The organism is Streptomyces sp. NPDC043680 (assembly GCF_056436685.1).
Genome location: NZ_JBWKCE010000001.1, coordinates 110,900 through 134,821 on the forward strand (window position 1 = coordinate 110,900; position 23,922 = coordinate 134,821).

Genomic DNA, 23,922 nt, shown 5'->3' on the forward strand with positions numbered 1-23,922 from the left:
CCGCATTATCGCCCCGTCGGCAGTCCGTCCGAGCGCATTATTTCGTTGACGAATCATTCGTCGGCGAATTGACTTCGCCCATGACCCCGACGATCTTCCGGCTGCTCTCCGGCCGCACCTGCGCCGCCTTCGCCACCGCGCTGATCCCGACCACCCTCACCCTGGCGGTGGTCCGCGACGGCACCGCCGGCGACCTGGGCCTGGTACTCGCCGCCGAGATGCTGCCCATGCTGGTGCTGCTGCCCGTCGCGGGGGTGGCCGCGGACCGGTTCCCGCCCCGGCTGGTCGTGCTCGCGGCCGACCTCGTACGGGCCGCCGCGCAGGCCGGCACCGGCGTGCTGCTGTGGGCCGGGCCGGTACGCATTCCCGCCCTCGCGGCGCTGGCGGCACTCACCGGAGCCGCCGTGGCCTTCGGCAACCCCTCGGCGCGCACCCTGGTGGCCGCGGTGGCCGCCGGACCGGACCGGCTGCGGACCAACTCCCGGCTGATGGTGGCCCAGGGGCTCGCCTCGATGGCCGGGCCGGCCGCCGCGGGCGCGCTGATGCTGACCCTCGGACCCGGCTGGTCCTCGCTGCTGACCGGCACCCTGTTCGCCGCCTCGGCCCTCACCCTCGGCGGCATCCGCACCCCGGCCCGCCGGGGCGGCGGCGCGGCGGACCGGCCCGGCTTCGGCGCCGAACTGCGGGCGGGGTGGGCGCAGACGCGCCGGCATCCGTGGTTCCTCGCCAATGTGCTGGCCCATGGGGTCTGGCACCTGGCCGCCGGACTGCTGCTCACCCTCGGCCCGCTGATCGCCGTGGAGTCCCTCGGCGGCGAGGGCGCCTGGGTGATGATCGCCCAGGCCGGCACGGTCGGGCTGCTCGTCGGGGCCTGGGCCGCCGGGCGGCTGCCGGTGCGGCGGCCGCTGGTGTGGGTGGCGGTGGCCGCCGCGGCCTTCGCCCCGGCGCTCGCCGCCCTCGGGCTGCGGCTGCCCCTGCCGGTGGCGGCAGCCGCGTACTTCATCGGCATGGGTGGCGTCGGGCTGCTCAGCCCGCTGTGGGAGACCGAGATCCAGCTACGCGTCCCGCCGGAGGCCCTCGGCCGGGTCGGCTCCTTCGACACCTTGATCTCCTTCGCCGCCCGGCCGCTCGGGCTCGCGGTGGCGGCGCCGCTGGCGGCGGTGACCGGAACGGCCGCTCCGCTGCTGGCCGCGGCCGTGCTCACCGCCGCCGCGAACCTCTGCGTCCTGCTGCTTCCGGACGTACGGACCGCTCGGGGGCGGGAGCCCGCCGCCACCCTGCGATGATGTGGCCCTCGTACACACGTGCACCTGGACACACGTGTGATGTCGCAGGGATCAGGGGTACGCATGGCGAGTGTCGGGACCGCGCTGCGGGAGCTGCGCGGGGCGCAGAAGTCGGCGAAGGGCGTGTCGCTCTATTCGCGGTACGTCAACCGGCCCGCGGGGCGGTACCTGGCCGCCGTCTCGTACGGCCTCGGGCTGACTCCGAACCAGGTGACGCTGGTCAGCGCCGCCTTCAGCTTCGCCGCCGTGGCGGCGGTCGCACTCGCCGCGCCCTCCTGGGGGTTGGGGATCGCCGTGTGGGCCGCGCTCGCGGTCGGCTTCGCCTTCGACTCCGCCGACGGCCAGCTGGCCCGACTGCGCGGAGGCGGCAGTGCGGCGGGCGAATGGCTGGACCACGTCGTGGACTGCGCGAAGCTGACCGCCCTGCACACCTGCGTGCTGATCGCCTTCCACCGCTTCCCGGAGGCCTACGGGACGGGCGGGGACGGCTGGCTGCTGGTGCCGCTCGGCTTCCAGTTCGCCTCGGTCGTCACCTTCTTCGGGGGGCTGCTGACCGAGAAGCTCAAGCCCAAGCCGGCTCCGGGGAGCGCGGCCGCCGCGCCGTCGACCCTGCGCGCGGTGGCGTTGCTGCCGGTGGACTACGGCGTGTTCTGCCTGGTGTTCCTGCTGCTCGGCGGCGGGGAGCTGTTCCGCTGGGCGTACGCGGGGCTCGGCGCCGTCGCCGCACTGTTCCTGGCGGCGTTCCTGGCGAAGTGGTTCCGGGAGCTCAGCGCCGTTCCGCGGTGAACGGCTCGGCGAGGGGTTCGGCGAGCGCGTCCAGCGCCCGGCGCAGCTGGGTGCTGGAGGTGTGCACGGTGTAGGGGAAGTACACGACGTCGACACCGACGGCGGCGAAGTCCTGCTCCAGCTTGTCGCCCTTGGGGGTGCCCCGCCAGTCGTCGCCCTTGAAGATCACGTCGAAGCGGACCTGCTTCCAGGTCTCCACCTTGTCCGGGACCGTCTCGACGAACGCGGCGTCCACGTACTTCACGCTGCGCACGATCTCCAGCCGTTCGACGAGCGGGATCATCGGGCGGCGGCCCTTGGCCCGTTCGGCCATCTCGTCGGAGACCACTCCGGCCACGAGGTAGTCGCACTGGCTGCGGGCGTGGCGAAGGATATTGAGATGCCCGATATGGAACAGATCATAGGCACCCGGGGCATAGCCGACTCGATAAGGCCTGCGTCCAGGTACGCCAAGGTCGGACATGTCCTGCTCCGTCATGAGTTACCCCCCAGTGGCCGCACCCCCGGTGCGGCGGATTAGCAGACAATAGCGTGCACGTTCTGCACCCTGCCGGTGAACGAATAGGGTGACGAGGGCATCATCCTGGGGAGAAGGGGACTTTACGTGTCGAGATCCGGTCACCGGCGGCTCCTGCTGGTTTCCACCAACTACGCTCCCGAGCACGCGGGGATTGGGCCGTACGCCACCCAGATCGCGGAGCACTGGGCGGATCTCGGCCATGAGACCCACGTCCTCGCCGGCATGCCGCACTACCCGTCGTGGTCGCTGGAGCCGGAGTACAAGGGGGCGCTGCGGCGCACGGAACGGCGCGCGGGGGTCATCGTGCACCGGCGCGCGCACACCGTGCCGTCGCGCCAGACCGCCATGAAGCGGGCCCTGTTCGAAGGATCGATTCTGCTGCACGGCGCCGTGGCCCCGCCCCGGATGCCCCGGCCGGACGCCGTCATGGCCCAGATGCCCAGCCTGGCCGGTGGCGTGCTGGCCGCCCGTCTCGCGGCGAAGTGGAAGGTGCCGTACGTCCCGGTCGTCCAGGACCTGATGGGCGCCGCGGCAGCCCAGAGCGGCATCAGCGGCGGCGACAAGGCGGCCGCGTTCGCCGGACGCGCGGAGGCCTACGCCCTGGGGCGCGCCACCCTCGTCGGTGTGATCCACGAGACCTTCGTCGACCGGGTCGTCGGCATGGGTGTGGACCCGAAGAAGATCCGCCTGGTGCCCAACTGGTCCCATGTGCCGCAGCCCACGCGGCCGCGCGGTGAGACCCGCCGCCACCTCGGCTGGGCCCCCGGCCAGACGGTCGTACTGCACTCCGGGAACATGGGCCTCAAGCAGGGCCTCGAAGTGCTCGTCGGTGCGGCCCGGCTGGACGAGAACGTCCGCTTCGTCCTCATGGGCGACGGCAGCCAGCGCGCGGCCCTCGCCGACCTGGCGGCCGACGTACCGAATCTGGACATCATCCCCCCTGCCGCCGACGGAGAGTTCCCCGATATCCTCGCCGCGGCGGACGTGCTCGCCGTGACGCAGCACGCGGCCGTGCTCGACATGAGCGTGCCGTCCAAACTGACCTCGTACTTCCAGGCCGGCCGGCCTGTCGTCGCCTCCGTCGCGGCGCAGGGCGGTACCGCCCAGGAGGTGGAACGTTCGGGCGCGGGGGTGCTCGTACCGCCGGAGGACCCCCACGCCCTGCTGAAGGCCGTACGGGCCCTGGCCGAGGACCCCGAGGGCGCAGACGCACTCGGGGCGGCCGGGCCCCGGCACGTGGCGGCGCACCTGAGCCGTGACGCGGGTCTGGCCCGCATCGACGCACTGATAGACGAAGCACTTGGGGGTCCGCAGCCGTGATCGAGACGAACCGCCCCGCAGCGGTCCCGGCCGAGGACGAACCCGACCTCCTCCGAGACCAGTTCCGCCAGCTCCTGCGCTACCGACGGCTGATCGGCGCCGGGATCGGGGTCGGGCTGCTGGGCGGCGTCTACCTCGGCATCTCCACGGCCGACACCTACGTCGCGACCGCGGACGTGGTGCTGCGCGCACCCACCGACGACCCGTTCAACCCGAGCCTCGCCCCCGACAAGGCGATCAACATCGGCTCGGAGCGGCAGGTGGCGCTCAGCTCCTCCATAGCCAACGAGGCCGCGAAGAAGCTCGGCGTCTCCGCGAAGGACTTCGCCGGGCTGCGCAGCGGCCTCCAGGTCACCAACCCGCCGCAGACGATGGTGCTGCGCTTCACGTACACCGCGTCCTCCCCCAAGGAGGCCGCGACCCGGGCCAACGCGATGACCGAGGCGTACCTCCTCAAGCGCCAGGAGTCCCTGGACGTCACGCGCGACAAGATGGTCAAGGGCTACCAGGATCAGCGCGATCCGGTCGCCAAGCAGCTCGACGAGCTCGTCCGGCAGATCAACTCCATGCCCGCCGGTCCGGCGCGCGACGCGGCGTACTCCTCGAAGACCGACCTCCAGAGCAAGGTCAACACGCTCAACAGCAACATCGCCAAGCTCCAGGCCCTCGACATGACCCCGGGCCGGGTCACCAGCGCCGCGACCCCGCCCAGCGCGACCGACGGGCCCGGCATTCCCATGTCGCTCGCGCTGGGCGCGGCCGTGGGTCTGGCCCTCGGCCTGCTCGCCGCCTGGGTCCGCCTCGTCTTCGACCCCGCTCCCCGCTCCGACGGCGACGTCGCGCGGGCCCTGCGCGCGCCCGTCCTCGGCACCCTGCCCCGCGACAAGACCGGCGGCGGGCCCCTGCTCGCGGCCGGGGAGGAAGACCCCCGGCTCGCCGAGGAGTTCCGTTCGGTGGCCTTCCGGCTGGCCTACGACTCCCGCTTCGCCGACCGGCGCCGCCTGCTGGTGGTCGCCCCCCGCGGCAGCAGCGAGACCGCCGCCGCGGTGGCCGTGAACCTGGCCGCCTCCTTCGCCGAGACCGGCAAGGACGTCCTGCTCATCGAAGCCGACCTGCGCACGCCGGTGCTGGCCAGCCAGCTGCCCACCGATGCGGGCGGCCGACCGCGGTGGAGCCAGACGCCGGGCAGCCCGGCCGCGGGCGGGAACCCCGGGGCGCACGCCGACTCCGAGTGGCCCGACGGGCGCCAGCTCGTCGTGGACGCCGGGGAATCGGGCGCCTTCGACCTGATCCCCGGCGAGCAGGCGCGCAACGTGGCCCGCGCGCTGACCTCCCCGCGCGCCACCCGCCTGATCTCCGAGGCCGACTCGCCCAACTCTACGGTGGTCGTCCTCGCGCCGCCCGTGCTCTCGTACGCCGACGCCCTCGCCCTCGTCGACCGCGTCGACGGCGTGCTCGTCGTCTGCGATCCGCGCGCCGTCCACCGCACCGACCTGATCCGGATCCGCGAGCTGATCAGTGGCGCGGGCGGCACGGTGCTCGGCGCCGTGCTGCACGCCCCGCTGGCCGACGAGAAGCGCGGGGGCCGCAGCGGACGCAAGAGCGCCCCGCCGGCCCCGCCCCGTCCCCGGCCGGGCACGCCGCAGCCGCTGTCGCGCCAGCCGGCCGAGCCCGAGCAGCACATCCCCGGTGACGGCACCGACACCGTCGCCCTGCGCACGGTGCGCATGGGCCGGCGGTGAGCAGGCGCGGACTCGCCGCCGTCGCATCGGTCCTCGACCAGGCCGCCTCCAGCGCCACCAACATCCTGGTGCTGGTGCTGGCGGCCCGGCTGTCGACGGCGTCCGGCTTCGCCGACTTCTCGATGGTGTACGTGGCCTTCAGCGTGCTCCTCGGGCTGAACATGGCCTACGTCGGCCAGACGGTGGTGCTGGAGAAGGCCGAGGAGCGGTTGGGCGCGGTGTGCCGTTCGGCGGTGGGCTTCACGGCGGCCGCCTCGGGCGTCGCCGCGGCGCTGCTCGCCCTCGTCGGCCTGGCCCTGCCCGGAGCCGGCGGCCGGGCCTTCCTCGCGCTCGGCCTCGTCCTGCCGCTGGTCCTCGTCCAGGACGGGCTGCGGTACTGCTTCTCCGCACTGCGCACGCCCGAGCGGGCCCTGGCCGCCGACGCGGTGCGGCTGGTGTGCGTCGTCGCCGCGCTGGCGGTGCAGCCCGAAGGGGCCTCGGCGGGACGGCTGGTGCTGGTGTGGGGCGTCTCCGCGCTGCCGGCGCTCGGGCTGGGCCTGTGGCTGCTGCGGCCCGGCGTGCGCGGGGCGCGGGCCGACCTGCGCCCGTATCTGCGCCGCGGCCACCTGGGACAGCGGTTCGTGGTCGAGTTCGCGGTGGGCAACGGCTCCAGCCAGCTGGCCGTGCTGGGCCTCGGCGTCTTCGCGACGCCGCTGGCGGTGGGCGCGCTGCGCGGGGCGACGACCCTGTTCGGGCCGCTGAACGTGCTGTTCAACTCGGCGAACGCGTTCGGCCCGCCCGTGGTGGGGCGGGCCCGCGGCAAGCGGGGCGTGGTCCGGATGACCCTGCTGCTGGGCAGCGGGCTGGCGGTGCTCGGCGCGGGATGGGCGGCGGTGCTGTACGCGCTGCCCGAGCGGGTGGGGCGCCGGATGCTCGGCGAGACCTGGTCCGCGGCGGCCGCCCTCCTTCCGGCCACGGGCGCCCAGTACGCGGTGATGGGCCTGGGCACGTGCGCGCTGCTGACCCTGCGGGTCCTCAACCCCCGGGCCACGCTCTCCTTGCAGGTGGTGTTCTCGCTGCTGTCCGTGGCCTTCCTGCTGGGCGGCTACGCGGCCTGGGGCGTCGCGGGTGCGGCCTGGGGCCTGGCAGCGGGCTCGGCCCTCAAGGCAGCGGCGGCCTGGCTGCGGGTGGCCCGTGTGAAGACCCCGGCGGCGTCCGAGGAGCCGGTCCCGGCTGTCTGAGCCCCTGGGAGGCACCGTGAGGCCCTGCCCCCGATCGGGGGCAGCGCACTCGGGAGGGGCGTGCACCCGGCCCGCCCCGCCCGAGCGGGGCAGTGCGCGGGGTTCAGCGCAGGGTGGTGCCCTTGTCCTGGCGGTACGTGGCCACCAGCGCCAGGCACAGGGCCGCGATGGCCACCCGGCCCGAGGCCTGGAGGAGCGGGCCCCGCAGCAGGATGAAGGAGTAGCCCGCGACCAGCGGGACCACCACCGAGATCAGGCTGCCCGGCGGCGAGCGCCGGGTGGCGCGCTTGGCGTAGCGCCGGTCCACGCGGGCGGCGGCGTAGCCCATCCCCAGCAGTCCGGCGCCCATGCCCAGCGGGCCGAAGTCGATCCACAGCTCCGCCCAGATCGGGGAGGACAGGTTGGTGTTGACCGTCCCCATCCACTCGCCGATCATCACGCCCGTGTCCTTCGGCTTGCCCGGCCACACCGCGCGGGGCACGGCGAAGAACAGGGAGCCGGCCAGCTGGCGCCCGTAGAAGTGGCCGGGGCCGGAGTCCGAGTAGGTGATGGTGTTGGCGAACATGCCGATCTGGTCGTAGTCCTTCAGCGCCATCGGCTCAAGGAAGGAGGTCGTCTCGACCGGCTTGTAGTTCTTCTCGTCGTAGCGGAAGCGGTCCGCGAACGGGAACACGAGCAGGGCGACGACCACCGCCATCGACAGCGCCACCCGGTACATCGCCGCGCTCACCGGGAAGACGGTGAACAACAGCGCGAACATGACCGTGAGGAACCAGTACCGCGGGTTCGAGATCGGGTTGTTGACCACCAGGTTGAGCAGGGCCAGCGCTCCCCAGGTGACGATGATCGACACCTTGCGGCGGGCGTACTTCGAGGTGATCAGCCAGCGCGTGTACAGCAGCAGGGCGAGCAGCGCCGGGACGGTCCCGAAGCCGCGCAGCAGGGCCTGCCCGGCCTGGCCGTCGCCGTTGGAGACGCCCGCCTCCTGGATGCCGGCGATGATCTCCTGGCGGCTGGAGAAGAAGACCGCCGGGCCGCCGAGCTTCATGACGAAGGCGGCACTGCACAGGAAGGACAGGGCCGTGAGCAGTTGGAGCCGGCGCCGGTGGGCCATGACCGGGCGCGGTTCCTTCTGGGAGCCGCCCGCGCGCCCCGCCGGCCGGTGCCGGGCGAGCAGGACGCCGACGTCGAACGCCGTACAGCCGAGCAGCACCAGGCCGATCGCGGCGGTGAGGTCGGAGCGGGGGCCGACCACCGGGGTCGGGACCTGGCCGAGGACGGCCTGCGCCAGCGGGGCCACCCCCATCGCCATGTAGACGAAGAGCCAGAAGGAGCCCTGGAGCAGCTTGCGGCGGCTGGTCAGCACCATGGCCGACAGCCGGGCGCCGGCGTACATGGCGAGCAGGAGCTGGAGCCAGAACGCCGCGTCGCGTACGCCGGCCCCGGTCTGGACGGCGACGAACAACGGCAGGAAGACCGTGAATCCGAGGGCCAGGGGGACGGAGAGCGCGCGGGAGAGGAGGGTGCGCGGGGTGGTGACCCGGCCCCACAGGCTCTCGTCGGGCTCGCGCACGGGTATGGCCGGAGGGCGTGCCGGCTGCGCGGCCGAGGGCTTCCGTGTGTCCGTTGCCACTGTTGCCCCCACCCCGCGTGCCTGGTCCGCGCGCAGTCTAGTCTGAGCGGTCTGCGCCCGGGGAGGCGCGGTCCGGGGTGGAAACGAGGGGCGACCGTTGCGTGATCTTCCTGCCTTCACGCTGTCCGGCTACGACAAGGGGCGCGGGCTGCTGACGCAGGCGCTCTGGTTCGCCGTGATGAACACGCTGTTCATGGCGTGGTTCTGTCCGGCGCGGCTGCGGGTGGCCCTGCTGCGGGCGTTCGGCGCGCAGATCGGCGAGGGCGTGCTGATCCGGCACAGGGTGCGGGTGCTGTGGCCGTGGAAGCTGACCGTCGGGGACCACACCTGGATCGGTGAGGGTGCCTGGCTGCTGAACCTGGAGCCGGTGACCATCGGGGCCCACGTGTGCATCTCCCAGGAGGCGATGCTCTGCACGGGCTCGCACGACCACCGGGCCGCCGACTTCCGCTACCGCAACGCGCCCGTCGTCGTCGAGGACGGCGCGTGGGTGGCCGTACGGGCGACCGTGCTCGCCGGTGTGACCGTGGGCCGGTGTGCGGTGGCGGGCGCCGGAGCGGTGGTCCACCAGGACCTGCCCGCGCTGACCCTGCAGACGACGGACGGGCGGCGCCGCCCGGTCGAGGAGCCCAAGTGAGAGTCCTGCACGCCGTTACGCTGCACTCCCCCTCGCACGCATTCGGCGGCCCGGTGCGGGTCGCGCTGAACCTGGCCAAGGGGCTGCGGGCGCGCGGCCACGAGGCGGTCCTGGTGGCGCTGGGAGAGGGCTTCGCCGACCCCTGGCCGACCTCGGTCGAGGGCGTCCCGGCCAAGCTGTTCCCGGCGCGCAGGCTGCTGCCGCTGGGCTTCAGCGGGATGACCTCGCCGGCGCTGCTGGCCTCGGCGGGCCGGCTGGTGCGGGAGGCGGACGTGGTCCATGTCCACCTGGCGCGGGACCTGGTGACCCTGCCGGTGGCCTTGGCGGCGCTGCGGGCCGGCCGGCCGCTGGTGCTGCAGACCCACGGGATGGTCGACCCGAGCGGGAAACTGCTGGCCAAGGTGCTGGACGCGGTGGCCGTACGCCGGCTGCTGCGCGGCGCCGACGCGGTGCTGTACCTGACCCCGTACGAGCGCGAGGGCCTGGACGCGGTGGTCGGCGGGCCGCTCGCCGGGGCGGTGCGGCTGGTGAACGGCACTCCCGCGCAGGTGGAGCGCCCCGCCCTGTCCGGGCCGCCGCGCATCCTTTACTCGGCCCGCCTGCAGGCGCGCAAGCGCCCGGTGGACTTCGTGGACGCGGCCCCCGCGGTCCTGGCGGCGCACCCGGAGGCGGAGTTCGTGGTGGCCGGGCCGGACGAGGGGGAGCTGGCCGCGGTGCGGGCGCGCATCGCGGAGCTCGGCCTCGGTGCGCACTTCACCGTCCCGGGGGCGCTGTCCGCGGAGCAGGTGCTCGTGGAGCTGCGCCGGGCGCACGTCTACGTGCTGCCCTCGGTGGACGAGCCGTTCCCGATGTCGGTCCTGGAGGCCCTGGCCGTGGGCGTACCCCCGGTGGTCACCCACTCCAACGGCTTGGCCCGGGACATCGCTTCGGCCGGCGCGGGCCGGGCCGTGGACCCGGGACCGGCGGGCGTGGCGGCGGCGGTGCTCGCCCTGCTGGACCCGGCGGCCAACACCTCCGCCTCCCGGGCCGCCCGCAAGCTGGCCGGGGAGTCCTTCTCGATGGACGCGGTCCTGGACACCCTGCTCCCGGTGTACGAGGCGGCCCGCCGCTGAGGCGCTACAGCTCGTGGCGGGTCTCGTCCACCACCGGGAGGGCCGCCGCGCGGCGCCGCTTGAAGACGCTCGCGTAGACGGCGAGGCCGATGGCGCCGGCCGCCATCATGATCAGGCCGACGACGTCGAGGTTGACGCTCTCCATGTCCCAGTCCGTCGCGAAGGTGAGGATGGCCCCCACCACGATCAGCGCGATGCAGCCGCCGATGCCTCCCATGTGATTCGCCTCCGCAGTCGTTGATGTCTGACCCCGCGGCTACCCGGGGACGGCACATGAAAACGCCGCCCCCGGCCCGTGGTTCGGGCTCGGGGGCGGCGTTCTCGTACGGGTGCGGTGCGCGTTACGCCGGGATCCAGGCGTAGCAGCCGGTGGAGGTGAACTGGGCGGCGCCCGACGGGATCGTCGCCGTGATCTTGTCACCGGCCTTCGGCGTGCTTTCCGGGCCCGAGGCCACGACCGAGCCGTCCTTGCCCTTGGCCTCCCAGGTGCACGTGGTGCTCTGGGTCAGCGCCCGGTAGGTGCCGGCCGCCGGAGCGGGGCGGGTGCCGTCGCCGAAGCCCTTCTCCGCCGCCGCCAGGATCGGCTTCTGCTCCGGGCACAGGTAGGTGATCGCGTCCTTCGCCCCCGGGACCTCCCCGGCGATGATGGACCCGGTCGCCGCGTCCTTGTCGCGCTTCGCGGTGCGCTCCACCCGCTGGCAGGACTCCTGGCCGGTCTGCAGTACGGCCGCCGGGTCCATCTTCTCCGGGACGCGGCCGCTCAGGTACTGCTTCTCGTTGGGCTTGAAGCTGCCCGTCTTCGGCGTGAGCTTCGCGTCGGGCAGGACGGGGCCCGTCGGCTTCGCGCCGGGCGAGGCGGGCGGCGCCGCGGAGTCCGCGGGGTCGGGCGCCGACGACGAGGCCGGCGGCTTGGCCGCCGCGGCGTCGGCCTTTCCGTCGCCGCCCGAGCTGCAGGCGGTCAGGGTCAGAGCGGCGGCCAGCAGAACAGCAGCCGCTGCGGAGCGTCGGTACATCAGTGGGGCTCCCGTACTTGCCGGTTGGGGCAGGCGTGCGGGGCCCGGCACGAGCGCCGGGCCCCGCACGCCGTCAGGCGGTTACTTCGGGCCGAACGTGAGGACGAGCTGCGGAGCGGCGTCCGCCGCCGTCGACTCCTTGGACCAGATCCACAGCGGGTCGGTGCCCGTGCTCGTCAGGGCCATGCTGTAGCTGCTGCCCAGCACCGCGGTGACCGCGGCGGTGTCGAGCGGGGTGCTCTGGATCGCCGAGCCGTCCGGGATCGCCCCGAACGTGCCGAGCGGGGTGGTACCGAGCGTCGGCTTGTTGTTGAAGGTCGTGCTCGTACCGCTCCAGGTGCCGGTGACCGGGACCACGGACACGGTGTCGGCCGTACCGGCGCCCGTCTGGGTCGTGGTCTTGACCTGCAGGGTGGCGGACTTCAGGACCGTGCCGGCCGGCGCGGCCGGCACGTCGAAGCGCAGGTACGTCTCGTACGCCGAGGCGCCGCGGACGGCGAGCGAGGTGGCCGCGCCGTTGGCCGTGCTCGGGGCGCCCTGGTTGATGTAGGTGTCCTCGGTCGCGGTGACCTTGGAGACCGTGTCGGCGACGGTCTTGGCCAGGTCGAAGTGGTTCTTGACCTGGGCCGCGGTGAGCGCCTTCGGGTAGACGGCCGTCTCGTCGATCTGGCCGGCGAAGAAGTTGCTGGTCGGCCTGGTCGGCCAGCTGGCGAGGTTGTCGCCGCCGACGTGCCAGTAGCCCGCGTACTGCTGGAAGTCCGTGACGTTCAGCGTGCCCTTGCTCTGACCGTCGACGTACAGCGCCATGCCGGCCGGACCCTGGGTGCCGACGACGTGGTGCCACTTGTTGTCGTTGTACGTGTCGAACAGACCGGTGGAGACGGTGCGGGTCGAGCCGTTGTAGACGCCGAAGACCAGACGACCGGTGTTGGTCATGTAGATCTGCTTGTCGTACGACCCGCTGTTGCGCGTGGTGTTGTTGCCGAAGCCGATCAGCTTGCCGCCGCGCGTGGTGTTCGTCTTGAACCAGGTCTCGATGGTGTACGCGCTGCTCACCGTCTGGCGGCGGTCGCTGTAGACCTGCTGGCTGGTGCCGTTGAAGCCCATGGCCGTGCTGGCTCCGGAGACCGCGCCGGGCGTCTGGCGCAGGGCCGGGGTGTTCACCTGGATGCCGCTGGTGTTGCCGGAGACCGAGGAGTCGGCGACGTACGGGCTGACGGTGTCGTCGTAGCGCCAGTACAGGTTGGCGCCGTCCGCGCGGACCTGGTTCGGGTACGCCTGCACGGAGGCCGGGACCGTCACGGAGGCGGTGGCCGACAGGGCGCTGGTGTTGCCGGCGCCGTCGGTGGCCGTCACCCGGTAGGTGTAGGACTGGCCGGCCTTGGCCGTGGTGTCGGTCCAGGAGGCCTGCGGGCGCTCCCACTCGACGGAGTCCGCGACCACGGTGGCGATCGGGGTGGCCGAACCGTTGCGGTAGATGCGGTACGTCAGCTTGCTGTCGTCCTGGTCGTAGCTGGTGCGCCAGCGGACCTGGACCTCGCCGGGCTTGACGCTCGCGGCGCTCGCCACCGGGGTGGTCGGGGCGCCGACGTCGCCGGTGGAGGCGAAGCGCGTCAGGCCCTGCTGTGCCTTGCCGTTGATGAGGGTGAACTCACCGCCGACCCACATGTACTTGACGTCGCTCTTCTCCGCGATGGCCATGACGCGCGGGCCGATGCCCTCGCCGATGCCGTCGTTCGCGGTGGGGTGCCAGCCGAGCTTGCGCGGGCTCGCCACGAAGCCGTCCACGGGCGCGGGGGCGGCGCCTTCGTAGTTCGTGGGCTGGGCCAGCAGGAAGTTGCGCTTGCCGTCGGGCCACTCGCCGTTGAGGGAGCAGTCGTGCGCGTGCGAGGAGCTGTAGAGCACGCCCTGGTACGGCAGGACCCACTGGGTCGCGCCGAGGCAGCGGTCGCGCCACTTCTCGCTGAAGTCGGACAGCCGCAGACCGATGCGGCCGTCGAAGACGCCGCCGCCGGAGCCCTCGTTGCCCGTGTAGAAGCCGGTGTCGTCGGTCGCGATCGTCTTGACGACCGAGTTCGACGGGATGGTGCTGTACGTCTTGGCGACGGCGCCGGTGGCGGCGTTGACGACGGCCAGGGCGTGCGTGTTGGAGCCGTTGACCGAGAAGAAGTCGCCGCCGAGCAGCACGTTCTTGCCGTCGGGGGTGACCGCGACGGCGCGGCCGGGCTCGTCCGCGTTGGCGGTGAAGGGCTTGACCGCACCGGAGGTGGCGTCGACCGCGGCGAACCGCTCGCGGGTCTGGCCCTCGACGGTGCCGAAGTCGCCCGCCGTGTAGAGCGTGTCGTCGGTGACGGCGAGCGCGCGCACGGTGGCGGGGAAGGCCGGGTGGAAGGCGGCCTTGGGGGTGCAGGTCTCGATGTCGATCGCCGCGAGGCTGGAGACCGGCGTGCCGTTGACGGCGCCGAAGTAGCCGCCCGCGTAGAGGGTCTTCTTGTCCTTCGAGACGGTCAGCGCCCGCACGGTCGCGGTGCCGTCGCCGACGGTGAAGGCGAGCTTGCACGAGGTGGGGTTGCCCGTCGCGGCGTCCAGGGCGACGAAGTTCACGGCCTCCTGCTCGGCGCCGGCGCCGCCCTCGGGCGGACGGACGGCCGAGAAGGTGCCGCCGGCGAAGACGGTGCCGTTCGCCTCGGCCATCGCGAACACGATGCCGTTCGGCTGCCAGGTGGGCAGTTCGTCGGCGGTGAACGCCACCGGCGCGGTGATGGCGGACGCTTCCGGCATCAGCACCAGGCCTATGCCGGTGCCGGCACCCGCCAGTGACAGGACGAGGGCAGCAGTCAGCCCTCTGGATCTACGCATGAGCCCCCCAGGGCAATCGCCCGGTTTGATGGCTGGAACTATCCGAACAGCCATATGTACTGGCGCAGACTAGGGCTCGCGTGAAGGCCCGGTCACCTCACTTGACCCATTGCATACCAACTTGGAATCAACGGGTCCGCCGCGGAGGGCGCACAACGGACATACGGCAGGTTTGCCCCGGTCACGCCCGCAGTTACCCGCGGGAATGACCGTGACACGGCAAATCGTAGGGGAAATATAAGGCCTCAGCGGTCGATCCGGACGGTCACGCCCGCCAGTTGGTCCTCGACCTGGCGGATGTCGGCGTCCACCATGATCCGCGCCAGTTCGGCCACGAGCACCGTCGGCTTCCAGCCAAGCAGCTCCTGGGCCTTGGAGGCGTCGCCGATCAGGGCGTCGACCTCGCTGGGGCGCTCGTACTTGGGGTCGTAGCGCACGTGCTCGGCCCAGTCCAGGCCGGCGTGTGCGAAGGAGGACTCGACGAACTCGCGCACCGTGGCGGCCACGCCGGTGGCGACCACGTAGTCGGTCGGCTCGTCCTGCTGGAGCATCCGCCACATGGCGTCCACGTACTCGGGGGCGTAGCCCCAGTCGCGGACCGCGTCGAGGTTGCCGAGGTAGAGGTGGTCCTGCAGGCCGGCCTTGATCCGGGCGACCGCGCGGGTGATCTTGCGGGTCACGAAGGTCTCGCCGCGGCGGGGCGACTCGTGGTTGAAGAGGATCCCGTTGACCGCGAACATGTCGTACGCCTCGCGGTAGTTCACCGTGGTCCAGTACGCGAAGACCTTGGCGGCGCCGTACGGGCTGCGCGGGTGGAACGGGGTCTTCTCGTTCTGCGGGGGCGGGGTGGCGCCGAACATCTCGGAGGACGAGGCCTGGTAGATCCGGGTGTCCACACCGCTGGCCCGGATGGCCTCCAGCAGTCGCAGGGCGCCGAGGCCGGTCACGTCGCCGGTGTAGAGGGGGGCGTCGAAGGAGACCCGCACGTGCGACTGGGCGCCCAGGTTGTAGACCTCGTCGGGCCGTATCTCACGCAGCAGGTTCACCAGGGCGACGCCGTCGGACAGGTCCGCGTGGTGCAGCACGAAGGAGCGGTTCGCGGTGTGCGGGTCCTGGTAGATGTGGTCGATCCGCTCCGTGTTGAAGCTGGAGGACCGCCGCACGAGCCCGTGCACCGTGTAGCCCTTGGACAGCAGCAGCTCGGAAAGATAGGAGCCGTCCTGCCCGGTGACGCCGGTGATCAGTGCGGTCTTGCCCATGGGGTCCCCCTGGTTGTCGTTGCGCTCTGTTGTGGTGGGCGGGGCTCCCCCCACCCGTTCCCCCGGGTCCTGCCCCCGGGCGGCGGTCCGGGTCCACCCGCCCGGCCGGCCTGCGGCACCGGGATCCCGGACCCGGCCGGGGCCGCCTCGGCAGGCTCCGCCAGCGGCCCCGCAGGGGCCGGATGGGTACCGTACACGGCCGAACCGGAACCCCTCGCGCCGAGTTCCGGCGCGCGGCGGGCGGGCGGGGCGTCCACCTCCCCTGAAGCCCGCGGGAGCGGACTGGCATCATCGGCGGTATGACAAGTTCGCTGCCGCTCCTGCCCCCGAACGCCCGCGTCTTCGTCGCGGGCCACCGCGGCCTCGTGGGCTCCGCGGTCGCCCGCCGGCTCACCGCCGACGGCCACCAGGTGCTCACTCGGGGCCGCGCCGACCTCGACCTGCGCGACGCCGCCGCGACCGGGGCGTACCTCAAGGAGGTCCGCCCCGACGCCGTCGTGCTCGCCGCGGCCAAGGTCGGCGGGATCATGGCCAACAGCACCTACCCGGTGCAGTTCCTTGAGGACAACCTCAAGATCCAGCTCAGCGTCATCGGCGGGGCGCACGCAGCGGGCGTCGGCCGCCTGCTGTTCCTCGGCTCCTCCTGCATCTACCCGAAGCTCGCTCCCCAGCCCATCAGCGAGGACGCCCTGCTGACCGGCCCCCTGGAGCCGACCAACGAGGCGTACGCCCTGGCGAAGATCGCCGGCATCGTGCAGGTGCAGTCGTACCGCAAGCAGTACGGGGCCTCCTACATCTCCGCGATGCCGACGAACCTCTACGGTCCGGGCGACAACTTCGACCTGGAGACCTCGCACGTCCTGCCCGCCCTCGTCCGGCGCTTCCACGAGGCCGCCGCCGAGGGCCGCGAAGAGGTCACCCTGTGGGGCAGCGGCACGCCCCGCCGGGAGTTCCTGCACGTGGACGACCTGGCCGCCGCCTGCGCCGTGCTCCTGCGCTCCTACGACGGCGACGAGCCCGTGAACATCGGCTGCGGCGAGGACCTCACCATCAAGGCCCTCGCCGAAACCGTCGCGGAGGTGACCGGCTTCCGCGGCCGGATCGCCTGGGACACGTCCAAGCCGGACGGCACCCCGCGCAAGCTGCTCGACGTCAGCCGCCTGACCTCGCTCGGCTGGAAGCCGGAGATCGCCTTGCGGGACGGCATCGCCGCCACCTACCGGTGGTGGCGCGAGCAGAGCTGATCGCACGGAGAGCGGCCCTCGCCCCTCAGTAGGCTCCGCGACCGTCGACGACGGCGCGGAGCGTACGGCCCATGACGTCGACATCGCTGGTGAAGGACCAGTTGTCGACGTACTGGAGGTCGAGTGCGATCGTCTCGTCCCATGACAGGTCGGAGCGGCCGCTGATCTGCCACAGCCCCGTCATCCCGGGCCGCACGGTGAGCCTGCGCAGCTCGACCTCGTCGTACTGCGCCACCTCCTCCGGCAGCGGCGGGCGCGGCCCGACCAGCGACATGTGGCCGCCCAGGACGTTGAGGAGCTGCGGGAGTTCGTCGAGCGAGGTGCGGCGCAGCAGCCGGCCGACCCGGGTCACCCGGGGATCGCGGCGGATCTTGAACATCAGGCCGTCGTTCTCGTTGGCCCCGGACAGTTCGCCCTTGAGCCGGTCCGCGTCCACGACCATGGTCCGGAACTTCCACATCACGAACGGCACCCCGTCACGCCCGATGCGCCGCTGGCGGTAGAACGCCGGGCCCTTCGAGCCGAGGCGTATCGCCGCGATGATGCCGAGGAAGAGCGGCGAGAGCAGCAGCAGTCCGAGCGCGGCCCCGACGCGGTCGAGCACCGCCTTGAGGAAGGTCTGGACGCCCCGGCCCACCGGCGGCGCCACCCGCAGCACGGCGAGCCCGCCCGCGGACAGGGTCTCCAGCCGCTTGACGGACACCTCCACCAGCCCGGGGAAGACGGCCAGTTCCAGCCCGGCGTCGTGCAGGGCCCAGGCCACCCGGCGCAGCCGCTCGCCGGCGATGCGCGCCCCGGGGGCGACGAGGACGAGGTCGGCGTGGTGGCTGCGGACGGCGCCGAGCACCGCGGCGGAGTCGCCGTTCGGGGCCTCGGGCGCGTCCGCGTCGAGCCGGGCGGCCACCGGCACCCCGCTGTCGAGGGGGCCGGTCCCGACCGGGACCACGCCGACCACGACATACGGGTGGTCGGTGCGCGCGGCCAGGTGCGCGATGACGGAATCGGCGGCGCCGGGCTCGCCGACCACCAGGACGCGGCTGACGGCCTGCGCCTCGCGCCGGGCGGCGGAGAGGTGGCGGTAGGTCAGCTTGTGGCAGGCCACGGTGATGAGCAGGGCGGGCAGCAGGGCCCCGAGTGCGGCCAGGCGCGGGGTGTTCTCACCGGTCACCACGCGGGCGACGGCCAGGACACCGATCAGAATCAGCCAGTCGTGGACGACGGGCAGCACTCCCCGCGATTCGCCGAGCACCCGGGTCGCGTAACGGCGGCGCAGCGCCTGCACCCCGGTCCAGGCGAGCGCCGCGCCGAGGGCGCAGTACACCGGCCGGACCTGCTGCGCGGCCTCGAAGACGAGTCCCACGGGCACGGCGGCGCCGAGGAAGTCCGCGGTGAGGGCGGCCGGCAGGTACCAGCGGGCCTTGTCGCCGAGCCGCCTTACCGGTGCGGCGGCGGACCGCACGGATTCAGCGGCCGCCGCGGCCACTCTTTGCGCAGGAAAATGGACATGCCTCATGGGCCCCCCTGGCACGTGGTCTATGACAGTGGCGCGTGCCCGTGGCTTCCCCAGGCGACGAACATCTGGCGCACCGGGAAACAGTACGACAAACACCCGTTCGCCAGGTGCCGATTGCGCGAACGAGAGCTCTTGTTGCCCAAGCGTTAGCAACCGGTACCAACCGTTCCAGATGTTGGGCCGCTTTTTCGCACACGAAGGTGAATGGTTCGGATACCGGATACGTCTCCTCGGTCAACGAACCGTTTCCAGCCAACCTTTTGACGCGCTCCTGACATTGCATTGCGTAGCTGGCACTCTTCGATCCGTTCATCGCACCAGCCTGCTCTGCCCGGAGGCCCACCCAGCCGTCCGGAACCCCCCTTGCAGAAGGAGTCTGCGTTGAGTCCCACCCCCCACAGGCGTGCCACCGCGGCCGGCGCGCTCGTTGCCGCCGCAGCGCTGCTCGCCGTCGGCATACAGGCCGGCACTGCATCCGCCGACGCCACCGCGTCGCAGGCCCGCACCGCCGCCCAGCCCAACCCGGGCGCGGCAGCCGTCAAGCTGAGCCCCTCCGAGCGTGCGACGCTCATCGCCGACGCCAACTTGACCACCGTCCAAGCGGCCAAGGCCCTCGGCCTCGGCGAGCAGGAGAAGCTGGTCGTCCGCGACGTCGTCAAGGACGCCGACGGCACCACGCACACCACGTACGAGCGCACGTACGGCGGACTCCCCGTACTCGGCGGCGACCTGACGGTCCACGCCAAGGGCGGCGTCACCAAGAGCATCACCAAGGCCACCAACCACGAGATCAAGGTCGCGGACACCACGGCCACGGTCACCCCGGCCGCCGCCGAGGGCCAGGCCGTCTCCGCCGCGAACTCCGCGGGCTCCAAGGACGCCAAGGCCTCCAAGAGCGCCCGCAAGGTGATCTGGGCCGCCGAGGGCGTCCCGGTCCTCGCCTACGAGACCGTCGTGGGCGGCCTCCAGGACGACGGCACTCCGAGCGAGCTGCACGTGATCACCAACGCCAAGACGGGCGCGAAGATCACCGAGTGGCAGGCCATCGAGACCGGCACCGGCAACACCATGTACAGCGGCCAGGTCACGATGGGCACCTCGCAGTCGGGCAGCAACTACACGCTGACCGACGCCGGGCGCGGCAACCACAAGACCTACAACCTCAACGGCGGCAGCTCCGGCACCGGCACGCTCTTCACCAACACCACCGACGTCTGGGGCAACGGCGCGGCCTCCAACAAGGAGACCGCCGGCGCGGACGCCCACTACGGCGCCCAGCTGACATGGGACTACTACAAGAACGTGCACGGCCGCAACGGCCTGCGCAACGACGGCGTGGCGCCCTACAGCCGGGTCCACTACGGCAACGCCTACGTGAACGCGTTCTGGGACGACGGCTGCTTCTGCATGACGTACGGTGACGGTACGAGCAACACGCACCCGCTGACGTCCATCGACGTGGCCGCGCACGAGATGACCCACGGTCTGACCTCGGTCACCGGCAACATGACCTACAGCGGTGAGCCCGGCGGCCTGAACGAGGCGACCTCCGACATCATGGCGGCGGCCGTCGAATTCTACGCCAACAACCCGCAGGACGTCGGCGACTACCTCGTCGGTGAGAAGATCGACATCAACGGCGACGGCACCCCGCTGCGCTACATGGACAAGCCGAGCAAGGACGGCGGGTCGAAGGACTCGTGGTACTCCGGCATCGCCAACATCGACGTCCACTACTCCTCGGGCCCGGCCAACCACTGGTTCTACCTGGCCTCCGAGGGCTCCGGCGCCAAGGTCATCAACGGCGTGAGCTACAACTCGCCGACCTCGGACGGCCTGCCGGTCACCGGCATCGGCCGTGACGCCGCCGCGAAGATCTGGTTCCGCGCGCTGACGGTGGGCTACTTCAAGTCGAACACCAACTACGCGGCCGCCCGTACCGCCACCCTGCAGGCCGCCGCCGACCTGTACGGCGCCGGCTCGGCCACGTACAACAACGCGGCGAACGCGTGGGCGGCCATCGCCGTCGGCCCGCGCATCAACAACGGGGTCACGGTCACCCCGATCGCCAACCAGACCACCAAGGTCAACACGGCCGCCAGCCTCCAGGTCCAGGCGACCAGCACCAACCCGGGCGCCCTGAGCTACTCGGCCAGCGGCTTGCCGGCCGGCCTGTCCATCAACTCCTCGACGGGTCTGATCTCGGGCACGCCGACCACCACGGGCACGTCCAACGTGACCGTGACGGTGACCGACTCCGCCGCCAAGACCGGCACGGCGTCCTTCACCTGGACCATCAGCAGCACCGAGCAGAACGTGTTCGAGAACACGACGGACTACCCGATCAACGACAACGCCACCGTCGAGTCCCCGATCAACGTGGCCCGTTCGGGCAACGCCCCGAGCACCCTGCAGGTGGACGTGAACATCGTCCACACCTACGTCGGTGACCTGCGGGTCGACCTGGTCGCCCCCGACGGCACCGTCTACAACCTGCGCAACCGCTCCGGCGGCAGCGCGGACAACATCGTCCAGAGCTTCACGGTGAACGCCTCCTCCGAGGTGGCGCAGGGCACCTGGAAGCTGCGGGTGGCGGACCTCGCCAGCCTGGACACCGGCTACATCAACAGCTGGAAGCTCACCTTCTGAACCCCTGAAGGCTGACCTCCGGGCCGACCTGTGGGCCGGCCACCCCTGAAAGCGCGGGGCCGTCCGGGAGAGACCCTCCCGGACGGCCCTGTTCCATGCTGATCAGACGGCGCGGAAGATGCGGTCGAAGAGGTCCGGCTCCTCGTCGTACTGCTGCCGGCCCTCGTCCTCGCCCTGCTCCTCGTCCTGACCCTGGTCCTCGCCCTGCTCCTCGTCCTGACCCTGGTCCTCGCCCTGCTCCTCGTCCTGACCCTGGTCCTCGCCCTGCTCCTCGTCCTGGCCCTGGTCCTCGCCCTGCTCCTCGTGGCGGGCCTGGTCCTCGCCCTGCTCCTCGTGGCGGGCCTGGTCCTGACCCGGCTCCTCGTGGCGGGCCTGGTCCTGACCCGGCTCCTCGTGGCGGGCCTGGTCCTGACCCGGCTCCTCGGGGCGGCCCTGCTCCTCGCCCTGGCCCTGGTCCTCGCCCTGCTCCTCGTGGCGGGCCTGGTCCTCGCCCTGCTCCTCGTGGCGGCCCTGCTCCTCGCCCTGCTCCTCGTGGCGGCCCTGCTCCTCGCCCTGCTCCTCGGGGCGGCCCTGCTCCTCGCCCTGCTCCTCGTGGCGGCCCTGCTCCTCGCCCTGCTCCTCGCCGCGCTGGTGCTCCGGACGGCCCTGGTCCTCGCCCGGGCCCTGCTCCTCGCCCTGGTCCTCGGGGCGGCCCTGCTCCTCGCCCTGCTCCTCGCCGCGCTGGTGCTCCGGACGGCCCTGGTCCTCGCCCGGGCCCTGCTCCTCGCCGCGCTGGTCCTCCTGGCCCTCGTCGGGGGCCGGCAGGACGGACGGCTGGTCGTCGTCCCCGGCCGGGCGGCTGACCGCCTGGTCGACGCGGGCGTCGTGGCGGCTCCGGTCCGCGCCGCGGAAGTCCTCGTCGAAGTCGTCGCGGTGGTCCTTGCGCCCGTCCACGTCGGCCGGCTGGAAGAACACCGACCGCACGTTCACGTTGTGCACCACGTCCCCCGGCTCAAGAACCCGCTCGGGGCGGCCGTTGCAGCCGCGCTCCTCGAAGAGCAGGGCCAGCGACCTCGTTTCGTTGGCCACCGCGATGGCGGGGTTGTTGCGCGAGGTTCCCGTCAGCTCGTAGCAGGTGTCGTTGTCGGCCGGGCGGATCTGGTGGCGCTCGTTGCCGTCCTCATCGACGATGTAGTCCAGCCGTCCGAGGGGGCGCCGGTCGTCGTGGTCGTCGGCCAGCGAGGGGCCGGCCGTGGGCAGGACGAGTGCGAGGGCTCCGAGCAGCGCGGCGGCCGTGGGGCGAAGACGCATGAGGTAAAAGTCCGTTCTGTGGGCGTGAATGCCGGTCCGGTGGCATCCAGCGGGCAGCGTAGGAGCGAGCCGTGTTGCTGAAACGGTTCGGCATGCGCGCGTGTTCGGAGGTTCACTCGCCCGGAGCGCCCGGCTGAGCCCATACGGCAGCGGTGCGCGGTGTCAGGCGGAGGCGCGTTCGCCGGACGGGACCCCGTCCCCGCGCCCCCTGGCCGCACCCGGTACGGGCGCGGGACCGGCCGGGGCTGCCGGCCCGGCCGGGCGGACCAGCAGGGCCGCCAGCGCCGCACCGGCCAGGCCCATCACGCCCGAAGCCCAGAACGCCTCCCGCAGCCCGCTCGCGAACGCCGCCTCCACCCAGTCGCGCGCGGCGGGAGCCGCCGCCAGCAGTTCCCCGGCCCGGCCGGAGGCCAGCGCCCGCACGGTCCCGCTCCCCTGGCCGGAGCCGCGCAGCCCGTCCGCCAGCCCCGAGTGGAACACGGCGCCGATCACCGCGATGCCGAGGGCCATGCCCAGCTGCCGCGCGGTGTTCAGGGCTCCGGCGGCCATCCCGGCGCGGGCCGGGGCCACGGCGCCCATCGCGGCGGCCGCCAGCGCCGGGGTCGCCATCCCGACCCCCGCCCCGGTCACCACCAGTCCCGGCACCAGGGTCGCCCAGCCGTCTCCCGCGTCCAGCATTCGGCCCTGGAGCAGCGCGCCGAAGCCGATCAGCAGCATCCCGCCGCCGATGGTCAGCCGGGGCGGGACCCCGTGCAGCAGCCGCCCGGCCACCGCCGCGACGACAAAGCCGGCGGCGCTCAGCGGCAGCAGCACCAGCCCCCCGCCGACCGGGCCCATCCCCTCGGCGGACTGCAGCCAGAGGGAGACGTACACGAGGGAGGAGAACGCGGCGCCCGACAGCAGCAGTCCTGCGGCCATGACGGCCACGAACGTGGGGCTGCGGAAGAGCGCGAGGTCCAGCATCGGACGGGGGCTGCGCAGTTCGACGAGGACGAAGCCGGCGAAGGCGGCCACACCGAGGCCGAACAGCCCGAGGGTGGTGCCCGAGCTCCATCCGTTCTCGCCCCCACGGATCACGGCGTAGGTGACGGCCGCGGCGCCCGTGGTGAAGGTGGCCATGCCGGGCAGGTCCAGACGCCCCGCCTGCGGGTCGCGGGACTCGGCCACCGCCTTGAGGGTGACGTACACGGCCAGCGCGCAGACGGGCAGGTTGACGAAGAAGATCCAGCGCCAGCCGAACTGCTCGGTGAGCAGCCCCCCGACGACCGGTCCGGCCGCCGCGGCGGCGCCGTTGACCGCGCCCCAGACGCCGAAGGCGACCCCGCGGTCACGGCCCTGGTAGGACGCGCTGAGCAGGGCCATGGTCGTGGCGAACATGGCGGCTCCGCCGATGCCCTGGGCGGCGCGGAATGCGATCAGCCCGGCCGGACCGGTGGCCAGACCGCAGGCGAGCGAGGCGGCGGCGAAGAGCCCGAGCCCGCCGAGGTAGACGCGGCGGCGGCCGATCCGGTCGGCGAGCGAGCCCGCTCCCAGGAGCAGGGCGGCCAGCGCGACGGCGTAGACGTCCATCACCCACTGGAGACCGGCGAAGCCCGTGTGCATGTCGGCGGTCATGTCGGGCAGGGCGACGGTCACGATCGTGACGTCGACCAGGAGCATGAAGGCTCCGAGGCAGACGGCCGTCAGCGGCAGCCACTTGCGCATGGGGGTTCTCCTCGGATGACGGAGGGGCGAAGGCACGGGCGGATCCCCGGTGGGTCCAAGCTCCCACCGCCCGGCTCCCGTCCCCATCCAGCGGCCCGTCTCTGCCGGATTTCCGTCGTCAAGGTCCCTGGCATG

The 23,922-nt window shown here is 72.5% G+C and carries 18 protein-coding genes; 9 read left to right on the forward strand and 9 right to left on the reverse strand.

Features of this window, described 5'->3' with window-relative positions; genetic code table 11:
- Window positions 1-80: 80 nt before the first annotated feature.
- Window positions 81-1,286, forward strand: a complete 1,206-nt coding sequence (locus AC0666_RS00490; protein ID WP_478706846.1) for an MFS transporter — start codon at window positions 81-83, stop codon at window positions 1,284-1,286.
- 63 nt (window positions 1,287-1,349) lie between these two features.
- Window positions 1,350-2,072 carry a CDP-alcohol phosphatidyltransferase family protein gene (locus tag AC0666_RS00495; protein ID WP_468963354.1) on the forward strand — a complete coding sequence of 241 codons (723 nt, stop codon included), beginning with the start codon at window positions 1,350-1,352 and terminating at the stop codon, window positions 2,070-2,072.
- On the opposite strand, the gene AC0666_RS00500 is transcribed toward AC0666_RS00495, so the two are convergent.
- The gene (locus AC0666_RS00500) at window positions 2,053-2,535 is read right to left on the reverse strand and encodes an FAD synthase family protein (protein WP_468581337.1); all 483 of its coding nucleotides are present in this window, start codon (window positions 2,533-2,535) and stop codon (window positions 2,053-2,055) included. The genes AC0666_RS00495 and AC0666_RS00500 overlap by 20 nt on opposite strands.
- Window positions 2,536-2,706: 171 nt before the next feature.
- Here AC0666_RS00500 and AC0666_RS00505 point away from each other — a divergent pair, with 171 nt between their 5' ends.
- From AC0666_RS00505 to AC0666_RS00515, 3 genes are read left to right on the forward strand one after another with little or no spacing between them, the layout of a single operon-like run.
- Window positions 2,707-3,912, forward strand: coding sequence for a glycosyltransferase family 4 protein (locus AC0666_RS00505; protein WP_478706982.1), 1,206 nt, complete (start codon window positions 2,707-2,709; stop codon window positions 3,910-3,912).
- Entirely contained in the window at window positions 3,909-5,654 is a 1,746-nt protein-coding gene (locus tag AC0666_RS00510; RefSeq protein WP_468581338.1) for a lipopolysaccharide biosynthesis protein, read from the forward strand. Before AC0666_RS00505 ends, AC0666_RS00510 begins: the two co-directional genes overlap by 4 nt.
- Window positions 5,651-6,874 (forward strand): MATE family efflux transporter, encoded by a 1,224-nt coding sequence (locus AC0666_RS00515; protein ID WP_468963353.1) that lies wholly within the window; start codon window positions 5,651-5,653, stop codon window positions 6,872-6,874. The genes AC0666_RS00510 and AC0666_RS00515 overlap by 4 nt, the downstream gene beginning before the upstream one ends.
- Window positions 6,875-6,977: 103 nt before the next feature.
- Here the strand turns inward: AC0666_RS00515 and AC0666_RS00520 are convergent, their stop codons facing one another.
- The gene (locus AC0666_RS00520; RefSeq protein ID WP_478706847.1) at window positions 6,978-8,507 is read right to left on the reverse strand and encodes a hypothetical protein; all 1,530 of its coding nucleotides are present in this window, start codon (window positions 8,505-8,507) and stop codon (window positions 6,978-6,980) included.
- 97 nt (window positions 8,508-8,604) lie between these two features.
- Here AC0666_RS00520 and AC0666_RS00525 point away from each other — a divergent pair, with 97 nt between their 5' ends.
- The gene (locus tag AC0666_RS00525) at window positions 8,605-9,144 is read left to right on the forward strand and encodes a WcaF family extracellular polysaccharide biosynthesis acetyltransferase (protein ID WP_468963352.1); all 540 of its coding nucleotides are present in this window, start codon (window positions 8,605-8,607) and stop codon (window positions 9,142-9,144) included.
- On the forward strand, window positions 9,141-10,256 hold the full coding sequence (locus AC0666_RS00530; protein WP_478706848.1) for a glycosyltransferase: 1,116 nt from the start codon (window positions 9,141-9,143) through the stop codon (window positions 10,254-10,256). Before AC0666_RS00525 ends, AC0666_RS00530 begins: the two co-directional genes overlap by 4 nt.
- Window positions 10,257-10,260: 4 nt before the next feature.
- Here AC0666_RS00530 and AC0666_RS00535 read toward each other — a convergent pair whose 3' ends face one another.
- The 4 genes from AC0666_RS00535 to gmd all read right to left on the reverse strand — a co-directional run bounded on the left by AC0666_RS00535 (window position 10,261) and on the right by gmd (window position 15,387).
- Entirely contained in the window at window positions 10,261-10,473 is a 213-nt protein-coding gene (locus AC0666_RS00535; protein ID WP_361715031.1) for a hypothetical protein, read from the reverse strand.
- Window positions 10,474-10,597: 124 nt separating this feature from the next.
- On the reverse strand, window positions 10,598-11,269 hold the full coding sequence (locus AC0666_RS00540) for a hypothetical protein (RefSeq protein WP_478706849.1): 672 nt from the start codon (window positions 11,267-11,269) through the stop codon (window positions 10,598-10,600).
- Window positions 11,270-11,350: 81 nt separating this feature from the next.
- Entirely contained in the window at window positions 11,351-14,128 is a 2,778-nt protein-coding gene (locus AC0666_RS00545; protein WP_478706850.1) for a CBM96 family carbohydrate-binding protein, read from the reverse strand.
- A gap of 245 nt (window positions 14,129-14,373) precedes the next feature.
- Entirely contained in the window at window positions 14,374-15,387 is a 1,014-nt protein-coding gene (gene gmd, locus AC0666_RS00550) for a GDP-mannose 4,6-dehydratase (protein ID WP_468581346.1), read from the reverse strand.
- 299 nt (window positions 15,388-15,686) lie between these two features.
- Between gmd and AC0666_RS00555 the strand changes: the two genes are divergently transcribed.
- The gene (locus AC0666_RS00555) at window positions 15,687-16,631 is read left to right on the forward strand and encodes a GDP-L-fucose synthase family protein (protein ID WP_361715020.1); all 945 of its coding nucleotides are present in this window, start codon (window positions 15,687-15,689) and stop codon (window positions 16,629-16,631) included.
- 25 nt (window positions 16,632-16,656) lie between these two features.
- Here the strand turns inward: AC0666_RS00555 and AC0666_RS00560 are convergent, their stop codons facing one another.
- A complete protein-coding gene (locus AC0666_RS00560) occupies window positions 16,657-18,144 on the reverse strand; it encodes a sugar transferase (protein ID WP_468581349.1) in 1,488 nt (495 codons plus the stop codon).
- Window positions 18,145-18,525: 381 nt separating this feature from the next.
- Between AC0666_RS00560 and AC0666_RS00565 the strand changes: the two genes are divergently transcribed.
- Entirely contained in the window at window positions 18,526-20,793 is a 2,268-nt protein-coding gene (locus AC0666_RS00565) for a M4 family metallopeptidase (RefSeq protein ID WP_478706851.1), read from the forward strand.
- 102 nt (window positions 20,794-20,895) lie between these two features.
- Here the strand turns inward: AC0666_RS00565 and AC0666_RS00570 are convergent, their stop codons facing one another.
- Window positions 20,896-22,083 (reverse strand): hypothetical protein, encoded by a 1,188-nt coding sequence (locus AC0666_RS00570; protein ID WP_478706852.1) that lies wholly within the window; start codon window positions 22,081-22,083, stop codon window positions 20,896-20,898.
- Window positions 22,084-22,245: 162 nt separating this feature from the next.
- Entirely contained in the window at window positions 22,246-23,787 is a 1,542-nt protein-coding gene (locus AC0666_RS00575; RefSeq protein WP_478706853.1) for an MFS transporter, read from the reverse strand.
- Window positions 23,788-23,922 lie beyond the last annotated feature (135 nt).